Source organism: Psychrobacter sp. T6-6, assembly GCF_052258185.1.
In the GTDB taxonomy this organism is placed as follows: Bacteria; Pseudomonadota; Gammaproteobacteria; order Pseudomonadales; family Moraxellaceae; genus Psychrobacter.
On record NZ_JBQQEX010000014.1, the window covers coordinates 40,936 to 51,152 of the forward strand.

7 protein-coding genes are annotated in these 10,217 nt (G+C 42.6%); 4 read left to right on the forward strand and 3 right to left on the reverse strand.

The genetic code is table 11. The features are described 5' to 3' along the window. Window positions 1–49: 49 nt before the first annotated feature. The 4 genes from ACTXGL_RS13580 to ACTXGL_RS13595 all read left to right on the forward strand — a co-directional run bounded on the left by ACTXGL_RS13580 (window position 50) and on the right by ACTXGL_RS13595 (window position 5,244). A complete protein-coding gene (locus ACTXGL_RS13580; RefSeq protein ID WP_443527259.1) occupies window positions 50–1,558 on the forward strand; it encodes a glycosyltransferase family 2 protein in 1,509 nt (502 codons plus the stop codon). Window positions 1,559–1,668: 110 nt separating this feature from the next. After that, window positions 1,669–2,928, forward strand: coding sequence for a glycosyltransferase (locus ACTXGL_RS13585; RefSeq protein WP_319051856.1), 1,260 nt, complete (start codon window positions 1,669–1,671; stop codon window positions 2,926–2,928). After that, the gene (locus ACTXGL_RS13590) at window positions 2,928–4,220 is read left to right on the forward strand and encodes a hypothetical protein (RefSeq protein ID WP_319051857.1); all 1,293 of its coding nucleotides are present in this window, start codon (window positions 2,928–2,930) and stop codon (window positions 4,218–4,220) included. Before ACTXGL_RS13585 ends, ACTXGL_RS13590 begins: the two co-directional genes overlap by 1 nt. Before the next feature lie 46 nt (window positions 4,221–4,266). Continuing rightward, the gene (locus tag ACTXGL_RS13595; RefSeq protein ID WP_319051858.1) at window positions 4,267–5,244 is read left to right on the forward strand and encodes a glycosyltransferase family 2 protein; all 978 of its coding nucleotides are present in this window, start codon (window positions 4,267–4,269) and stop codon (window positions 5,242–5,244) included. A 30-nt stretch (window positions 5,245–5,274) separates the two neighbouring features. Here the strand turns inward: ACTXGL_RS13595 and ACTXGL_RS13600 are convergent, their stop codons facing one another. The 3 genes from ACTXGL_RS13600 to ACTXGL_RS13610 form a co-directional block, all read right to left on the reverse strand. After that, window positions 5,275–6,090, reverse strand: coding sequence for a hypothetical protein (locus tag ACTXGL_RS13600; RefSeq protein WP_319051859.1), 816 nt, complete (start codon window positions 6,088–6,090; stop codon window positions 5,275–5,277). 79 nt (window positions 6,091–6,169) lie between these two features. Then, window positions 6,170–6,817, reverse strand: a complete 648-nt coding sequence (locus ACTXGL_RS13605) for a glutathione S-transferase (protein ID WP_319051860.1) — start codon at window positions 6,815–6,817, stop codon at window positions 6,170–6,172. A 238-nt stretch (window positions 6,818–7,055) separates the two neighbouring features. Then, a partial coding sequence (locus ACTXGL_RS13610) for an Ig-like domain-containing protein (protein ID WP_443527260.1) occupies window positions 7,056–10,217 on the reverse strand: 3,162 nt, incomplete at its 5' end.

The window sequence follows — 10,217 nt, forward strand, 5'->3', positions numbered from 1 at the left end:
CTATTTCTTTATATAACTTTCACCTGCTTCATATGCCTAAGGACTAGATATGACTGCCAAACCAGAAGCTTTGACAACAGCAATGCTCAGTTTTCAATTGATGACGCGGGCTGAGCCTCCAGAGCTAGTTATTGCCACTATCAAGTCTTTATTAGCAGTCAAAAACGTTCACGATGAAATACTTATTATCGATAACAACAATACAGAGTCGGCGCTATATGAGCCCTTAGCAGCATTTTGTAACGGCTTGGATGATGCGCTAAATGTTCATTTTTATCATGTCGATCATGTCGCAGGATTTAAGGCAGGGGCTTTGAACTTAGCACTGGGGTTGATGGATCCAAGATGTACTCATATCGTTGTTGTCGATAGTGATTATCAGGCATTACCACATGCTAGACATGCTATCGCGCAAGCTATCGCACAGCACCCTGACCATACGCTACTCCAGTTTCCGCAGTTCTATCGTAATGAGGGACAAGTAGATGCCCATAGCGAGTTAAATCATTACTTTAACCATCACTTATATCGACCTTTTAATCGTACACGTGCTTTATCAACGGGTACGTACGCAGTGATTCGGCGTTCAGATCTTCTGACCATAGGTGGCTGGTCAGGGGCGTCTATTACTGAGGATGCTCAGATGGGCGTCCTCATGCATCGACAAGGGTTTCGCAGCCAGTTCATACCAGAGGTGATTGCCACAGGTCTACTGCCCAATACACTACATGATCTCATCTGTCAGCGACGACGCTGGATATATGGCAATATGCAAGTGCTTACTGATTATCTATCAACGCCACACTCTTCTCAATCGACACCTCCTTCTAAATACAAAAGCATTGGTGACCATCTAGGGTACATAAGGGCTCATCTGTCTCAGCTGAGCGCTTGGGTGAACTTCACAGGATTTTTTATCCTTTTGCATGTTTGCTCTTTGTTTTTAATCGCCAATCTACTTTCGATGGGTAATTCTGATACACCTATGATTGCCCCCTTATACCTAGTCTATGCAGGGTACGCGTTTTTTATTATCAGGCGTCTATGGGCATACTGCCGTGATCAAACTCCTTTGAATAAACAACTAGACCGCAGTCATCAACCACGCTTTGTAAAAGGCGTACGAGCCTGGCTGATGCACTTAAATTTTTGGGAGATTGGTGCATTGTCATGGCTACCTGTGTTGTGGGGTCAGAACAAACCGTTTGTCTGTACACCAAAACACAAGGACGTCCGTAGCCGTTATTCGTTACTTCTAAAGAACATCACGGCATTACCAAAATTACTGCTGATCGTAAATATCATTACCGCAGTGGCTGTTGCCCCGTTCTCACCGCTTTACTCCCCTGTCTTATTCATATGTGCCATGCTGGTTTGTATTTTGAAGCTTGCAGCAGCCAGTGTAGCCATAAACAATTTTACTGATATCGCATCAGGCACGTCTAGTATGAATGAAACGCTCAAGTACACCTTGAGAACAGCGCATAATAGGAACAAAGTCGTAACCACTTCTTATATGTCAGCGTTATTCAAAGACAAAAAAACCATCGACTCATAGAGGTGGATTTTAAGCATTATTAGCTTGTTTTTTACCATTTCTATACTAGGGCTACTGTGTATCGTCTTACCGATAGCCAAAACGTTTATCATTATAAAGGTCTTGATAACATGACTCGGTCTTCAACCTCGCCACTACGTATCGCTATCATTGCGCACTCACTGTACCCTATTGCTCAGCCCTATGCGGGTGGTCTAGAGATGATCACCCAACTCATTTGCGATGAACTGGTGGCACAAGGGCATGACGTACTACTTTATGCGCACGAAGATAGCGAGACCAACGCAACGCTGGTACCATTATTGACTCGTCATGAATTTGATGACATGGTCTATGACAATGAGCACGAAGCAGTAGCGATGGATCGTGAGGAGATGTATCAGTATCTTGCTTATCAGATAGCCCTACGAGATATCATCGAACGTGACGAGCGCGGTGAAATCGATATCGTACACAACCACAGTTTGCATCACATCCCAATGATGACAGGTCAAGCGCTTGGCAAAAGGTTTTTCACCACTTTTCATACGCCTATCTTCCCGCAACTGCGGTTGGCACTGTTGACCCTTCGTGCTGGTACAACCACTCAATTTACAGCCGTGAGCAAACACCAACAGCAACTGTTTTCTGAGTTTGTCCCCTCACACACCGTTTATAACGGTATCGACGTCGAGTCTTTTGTTGCCAATACTAAATCGAATAAAAATAGCGATAAAGAAACCTATTTCTGGTATGGACGTATCTGCCCCGAAAAAGGTACTCACTTAGCCATGCAGTACTGCCTAGAAGCAGGAAAAAATCTCGTCATTGCAGGACCTAAAAGCAACGAAGCGTACTTCGATCAATATGTAGCCCCCTTATTATCTAAAGACAGTGAACGTGGCAACAACAAACTATTTAGCTACGTCGGTCATGCCACTAAAGACGAAATTAATCACTATTTGTGTCAAGCAACTGCCATGCTGTTCACCAGTACTTGGGACGAGCCTTACGGATTGATCTTGGCTGAGAGTTTGGCATGTGGTACGCCAGTGATTGGTTTTGATGTTGGCGCCAGTGCCGAAATCATTACCCCAGATACTGGCATCATCGTTCCTAAAGGCGATAAAGCTGCTTTTATTAGTAGCTTTTCTATGATTAAGCAAATATCACGTAAGGCTTGCCGCGAGCGCGCATTGCAATTTTGTTCCGTGGCTGCCATGGTCGAAGGCTACTTGGTACTTTATAAAACAGCGCTAAAAGAAGACAATTCCATTAACCATCAAATGCAGTCTGATATGGTACATGACTCTTTTGAAGTTTCTAATAATGACGCTCATTCATCCGTTGCAACAGACCATGAGCTGGTCAGTATTGCAGGAGGAGCATAATGCGTATTGGTTATTATGCTCATCATCATGGCTCAGGGCACTGCCGACAAGCCGACAAACTCGCAGCGCTACTACCTGATGATGTCAGAGAACAACTGATAGTATTCACAAGTTTAGAAGCTGATACTTATCGCTTCACTTCGATCAATGAGCAGCAGATCATGCGGCTGTACCCAGAAGATGAGCGTCGTGATGACGTGCTAACAGGACGGGCTGGAGAATACTGGAAACCTGCAGGTCTGCACTACTCTCCTGTAGGTAATATCGATATTCAAAGACGCAGCCATCAAATACTCGATGCTATTCATCACTATGATATTGATCTCATGATTATTGATGTCAGCGCCGAAATCGCTATGTTATGCCGCGTGGCCAGTGTCCCTTATCTGTACGTTAGACTGCCAGGTATCCGCGATGATACTGCCCATCTAGAGACATTCGCGGGCGCGCTTGCCCTGCTGGCACCTTATCCTCAGAGTTTAGAATCGACCCATACTACTGGTTGGGTCTGCGATAAGACGCTATATCTTGATTTTATCTATACGCGCAACACCCAGTCACACACTCGTGAAGACTTTATAGACATACTGACGCGGCTAGACACGGATAAGCGTTTCTCTACAACGGTTCAATCTACTAAACCTGAATCAACGTATGATCCTGAGCCTATGATATCGGCCATGCCTATAGCGACTACTCAGACTATTATTACGATTATAAAAGGCTATGGTGGACATCAATCAATCGATGATAAGTTGCCTGAACTTCGTGGACTGCTGCCTCAAGCACTGATTATCTCTCTTGGTCCTATTGATGATGATAAACGAGGTTATGTCGATATCTCAGCGCAAGTAGATGACGTCACACCATATATTAATCATAGCGATTATTTGATTATGGCATGCGGCTTGAATGCCGTGGCGCAAGCGTATCATTATGCAACCCCTCTTATCGTGATACCTGATGACCGACCACATCAAGAACAAGTGGTCATGGCACAGGCATTACTCGCCCAAGACAAGGCATTGAACTGGGAGCAGTTTAAAGCCTTGATGATAGCTCAACACGGTAAATCTGAATGTTTTGATACTATGAGTCAAGCTATGAGCCATGCACCAGAAAAACAATATAGGGTACCAGTGAGTAATGATGATATAGACGAAACAAACACGTTGATGGCTGCTCAAGCTTTTATGAATAGTCTATGCGCTTATCCTAGTACGAAGCTCTGGTTTGAGAATTGGCTACTTACCAAAATCAAATCAAAGCCTGAATCAACTCATAAGCAATGATACGTCAAACACGACAAATAATATAATAGCGAGACGAGCATACACAATGACCATTGTTAATAATACCAATACAGCACCGATAACCATTATCACGACTTGCTATGGACGTAACCGCCACCTTTATAACCTGCTCAGCAGTCTAGAGAACAGTAGCATAAGACCGGCTGAGGTCATCGTCGTCAATGATGATGCCGATTGTGACCGACTGGCTTATTTCTCCTTAAATATCATAAAGTTACCGACTACTATTCAATCATCTACGAATGATAAATGCGATACACAGACTGCAGCGTTTGATATCGGTCACAATCGCAATCTTGGGGCGCAGCATGCTATTCATGACACCCTGATATTCTTAGATGTCGATTGTATCGTCGTCCCTACATTTATTGAGCACATGTATCACAAGCTCATGCAACATCCCGATGCGCTACTGATGGGACAACCACGCTATCTTACCCGACCTTTGTCAGATTTAGAGAGTGTACAATTACAAAGCAATCACTTGTCTCTTTCTTTTCTAAATGAGTTGTCTGTTTATAACCCTTATCGGTATAACTTCGATGAGGCAGACTCAATTCCTACCGAAACTGGGATAACAGCGATCAAGAGAACTGATGATTACGGGGCGTTTTGGAGCTTATGTTTTGCTATTAAAAAACAGACTTTCGACGATATTGGTGGCTTTGATACTCAATATACAGGCTACGGAGCAGAGGACACAGATTTTGCCTTTAGCGCGCGTCAGTTGAATATTGATTTTTACCTTACTGCCGATGTGATCTATCATCAGCAGCATAGTGTGTATCGACCGCCCCTCAATCACTTAGATAGTATCATTATCAATGCCGATCGTTTTTATCAAAAATGGCAGTGTTGGCCCATGGCAGGATGGCTGTCACAATTTGCTGACATGGGGCTGATTGATTGGGCAGAAGAACAGTCTTCACCCATAGCTGTGAGACGGCAGCCTAGCGACGATGAAGTAAAGCATGCCCACTGTCCAAATGCGCCTTATGTTTAACTGTAACCGACACGCTCGGTGATAACGATCTTAGTATCGATGGATAGATACCCTAGGCGGTAATGCGCTCATCTCCTGACGTTCAAACGCCCAGTTGTGACCGTGCCAAAAATGAGCCGTTTTATCATTGTTGTTAAAGCCGATTAAGAGTAGCTCTAACGGTAGCTCTGTTTTTTGGGTATGATGCACATACTCTCGAGCTGCTAGCATCAATCGATATAACAAAAAACCTGACGAAGGTGCTGACGAATGAATATCTACAAAATATGGATAGTCAGCAACAACTGCATGACGTTCTGATAGCACGCTACAATAAGTAGGGCTCATCAACAACTCTTGCATTGGCAAAGGAACATTCAAAACGCGATGAGTGACAATAGGGTCATCGTCAGGGTTTGGGTCGTCAGTCAGCGATGGAAACGGATAAGATTGATTGCTCGTCAATATACCTAACGGGGCTGTTTTTGCCATTTGCTCCATCATGGAGAGGTTATTGCTTCTAGGCGGTAAGCCAAAATGCAGTTTGCTATCGCCAATTTGCCGAAAAAATAAGAGCTTAGGTAATAAACTTATTGCCTGATGGTTGGCAAAGAAATCAGCGTGGATAAAATGGTTAAATAGCACTAGGACATCATCAGGTTGTAACAATCTCTCAAGCTGCGCTGTCGTGATTGCAGGATTGTTTGCAATTACGACAACTCGCTTGGATTGTTCTAGTGCTGTTTGTATGACGACTGGTAGCGTTAAAAAAGCCTCTTTCACCTTATCTGTGGTGCTGGATATATATTTATTTTTATCCGATATCGATACGCTGCGTTGGTGCATTGGGGTATTTATATTAGACATAGTAGCCTTATTTGATATAGCGTTTTATATACTACTCTACTCTCACTGTAATTTTTCATGGATCGATTTGGCACCCATACTAAGTAGGAAAAACAACCACCTCATCACCTTCCTGCCATGGTTGAAACTTAGTCATAGCTTGGACAAATAATGGATGCTCAAGCCAATGTTGTAGCCACCGCTGTAAGTTTGGATAGGGCAAATTATAGAAAACCTCACGATCCACATGGGCAAACTGACGCACAAAAGGCATGATACCGATGTCTGCAATGGTTGGATTATCTCCTAATAAATAGATATTATCAGTCAACAAGCTCTCTAAGACTTGTAAAAACACTTCTCCCTTCTCTCGGTACTCGGACTGAGTCATCTCAGGGTGACGATCGGCATATTTGTACCGATCAAGCCACTGTTTAAACTCATTATCGTTTTGTGCTATCAGTGCATTAGCCTCAGATGAAACCTTTTCGTCGAGCAGCCCCTGAGGATCGTTTTGCTCAAGCGCCCACGTCATGATCTCTGCACTCTCTTCAATGACGGATCCATCTAAAAGCTGTAACACAGGGACCGTGCCTTTTGGACTAATCGCTAGCATTTTCTCTGGTTTGTTCTTTAGCGTGATTTCTCGTAGCTCTACGGACAGCTCGGCGAATATTAGACCAAGACGAGCGCGCATAGCATAGGGGCAACGGCGAAAGGTGTATAGGCGTGGCAGTGAAGCATTCATAGTTATTTCCATAATAAACAACGGGTTATATTTCGCTGACTTTTTATTGTATGAGTTTATAGACTCTATTTTACAGCAAAGGTAGTACTGTCTTTACCTCTAGTTATAACTGTTCTTGACTATAAGTAAGATAGATTTTGAGTAATCTTATCAAATTATAATATCTCTGTAGGCACATATCAAAAAACGCCCCCATTTGGGAGCGCTTTCTTTGTTATTTACTAGTGGCTAATGATTCTTAAATCACATTGTCATCTATAGAAGTTTGTACATATAGCTTGGCAGAGTTAGCACCATCTTGATATAAGTCATAACCCACTTGATCAGATGTAGCTGATTTAGTCATGCCCGATATATTAACCGTGTCTGTACTATCGCCTTTGATGAATAGCTCATTGTTATTATCAGTGATACTAACCACATCACTCAGTCCCAAGCTCAGGGTTTGAGAGGTGTCATTGGTCATATCGATAGTCTCAAAATTAACGACTTGAGTCATATCATTACCAGCAACAACATTGAGATCATTAATTAACAACGTATCATTATCTTGAATATTGGCTGAGCTTTCGCCTTCGCCTCCATCAACGACAAGATCGTTCCTGTCAAATACTACAGTATCGCTACCACTACCACCGAACAACGAGTCTATACCGCTCAAACCAATTAGAGTATCGTCTCCATCGCCACCTTCTATCACTTCAGCTTGGTTAGTTCCTACTAAGTAATCATTATCGGCAGTAGTGCGCGATGGAATACTGTTAATTGAGTCTGGGCTTTGAGGCGCTGCGTACTCATTGTAGTTTAGCGTTACCGTTGAGCTGGCTGTGTCACCATCAGAGTCCTGATATTCGAACGAGAATACATCAATGTCGTCTGCATTGGGATTCACGATATCAGCGATATTGTCTGCTGCATTAAATGTATAGCTCCCATCGGCATAACCAATAAACACACCATAATCAGTTTGGAACTCATAATTAGTTGCATCGCTGTCAGTATTAATGGTGGTAATTGTGCCATCACTATCTGTTGTCGATACACCAGACCAAACAATACCAGTTCCAGTCGAGTTAAGGTAGTTAACTGTATCAGCACCAACTGCAACTTTTCCTTCAACGACAATATTATTACTTAACTTTGGTAGCGGATTTAGCGGCGTTAACTTGCCAATAACATCATAAGTATTTTCTTGACCTTCTTCACTATTGACCACGAAAGTACCTGCGTCATCCAATGCAGGGTTATAGTCAGAACCATCTAACACGAGATCCGTATCAACGATGCCATCATTATTTGTATCAACTCTATCTATGACTCCGTCACCATCAGTGTCCTCAGCACGCTGACCTGTAGTACTATACACAATATAGTCAAGTCTGCCATCACCATTAATATCGACAGCATCATTTATGTTATCACCGTCAAAATCAATACCATCTGAAACTAAGTCTCTATCAGCATCAATATAAGCAATATCGTTATTGCCAAGAATAGTATATCTATAACCATCTGGTGTATTACGTGTATATTCTGCATCTCCTCTATCACCCAAAATACCATTACCATTTAAGTCATAGTAGAAAGTGCCATTCGCGGCTTGATCAATAAACCCACCTATTGAGTTCCCGACTGCAGAATATATTGACTCATCGACTCTACCATCACCGTCATTATCAACACCATCATAGCCTTGATATATTTTCAGGAAATCTTTGTTTTTATCGGAGTCAATACTGGAATCTGTATCTTGATTGGCAAGTGTGATATCAAGTTGATACTGTTGACCAGCGATATCAATAATTTTCGAAGCATTTGGTATCACAATAAAATCGCTCTGTACAAAAACATCTGAGTAAGTGTCAGTGTCCAACCCAAAGGTAGCAGTCGTGAAGCTATTAATTGTTTCATTGTGTTTTAATAAGTAATCGACATTTACCGGCTCAGAGTTACCATTTACATCCATTGTGAAATCAATGTTTAGCGTTGTCTCAATTAAAACACCACCATTTCCAAATACACCAAAGTTGATATGTGAGAAGTCACCCAAATCAAGATCGGTTTCGAACTTAATCTCTTCACCAGCACCTTGATAGTCAAGATCTTCACGAGTTGTATAACCAGCAGGAGGTGTCTCTTCTCCATTTTGATTAGCTGGTACACCCCAATAAATAGCTTCGTCGAGCGTATCTACGTAAGTATTACCATCTGCCGCCTGATATGTGGCATCTAGTTCAGCAAACAATTCACCAACTGTACCGCCATAATCTCTAGATGAGACAGTATTACCAGGGTTTGCAGATGACGGATTATTAGCAATCAAATAACCAGAAGTTGTTGGCTCAGTAAACAATGAGTCAGTAAAGCCCGTTTGTAAACCACTAATAGTAATAGTCTCTTGCTGTACATCAATATTCCACACCACAGGTTGAGACGCTGGAGAGTCATCTTCAATGATAGCTAACAGCTCATCAGATTGTACTAATGACTCAATAGCCGACGCATTTTCGAACACCTCAACACCGAAGTTGATAGACAATATACCTTCTACATCATCACCTTGCGTATGATCTACAGGAGCGGCCAATGTAACATCATAACCAAATTGATAACCGTCAGTAATGACTTCTTTATTACCATTTAGGCTTATGGTCAGGACATTCTGTATTTGGGTGACGTTATTACTGTCTATGTATTCATATTCACCAATGATATTTCCTGTGGCTGAATCAATTCTAAAAATAACAGGGTTACCTTGGCTCATAATATTGTTGCCAGTTGTTGGCAATGTAAATCCAACCACGGCATCTGCTAAGTCTGTATCGGTGTCGGTTACTCTAATCCAATTATCAACCGTATCAGATGCAGAGTCAGTGGTATCTAATGTTGAGTTTGGATCGCTATCTGGATTGCCACCTTCTAGCCCCTCTTCAGAAACACGACCAGGAGTCGCAACTTCAGTTCTAGTAGGTTGATCATAGTCGATGGTGACGGTAGCGGGATCAGAGGTGAGGTTCGTACTATCAGATACGGTATAACTAATAGGTGTTGGGTTACCTACAAATCTTTCTTCTGGCTCAAATGTAATGACACCTGTAGTTTCATTAACGCTCCACTTACCCTCATTCGCTACAACAACCGATTTACCATCAGTGGCAATGATGCTTCCAACTGGGGCCTGGGTAATAATGACGGTTGCTGGGTCAATGTCATTTTCAGGGTCGGTGTCGTTACTTAATACATCAAGAGTCACATCAGAACCAAATGTTTGGTCTAACTTTTTATCATCTACCGCTACTGGGGCATCATTCACCGGCTCAACCGTGATGTCTAAGGTGGTGCTGTCAGTGTTGCCCTCAGGGTCGGTCACTGTATAGCTCACTTGGGGCACGGTGCCGTT

Bases quoted from the DNA above. Each gene is read 5' to 3' on its own strand.
- ACTXGL_RS13580 (WP_443527259.1), top strand. From the start codon at position 50: ATGACTGCCAAACCAGAAGCTTTGACAACAGCAATGCTCAGTTTTCAA.
- ACTXGL_RS13585 (WP_319051856.1), top strand. From the start codon at position 1,669: ATGACTCGGTCTTCAACCTCGCCACTACGTATCGCTATCATTGCGCAC.
- ACTXGL_RS13590 (WP_319051857.1), top strand. From the start codon at position 2,928: ATGCGTATTGGTTATTATGCTCATCATCATGGCTCAGGGCACTGCCGA.
- ACTXGL_RS13595 (WP_319051858.1), top strand. From the start codon at position 4,267: ATGACCATTGTTAATAATACCAATACAGCACCGATAACCATTATCACG.
- ACTXGL_RS13600 (WP_319051859.1), bottom strand. From the start codon at position 6,090: ATGTCTAATATAAATACCCCAATGCACCAACGCAGCGTATCGATATCG.
- ACTXGL_RS13605 (WP_319051860.1), bottom strand. From the start codon at position 6,817: ATGAATGCTTCACTGCCACGCCTATACACCTTTCGCCGTTGCCCCTAT.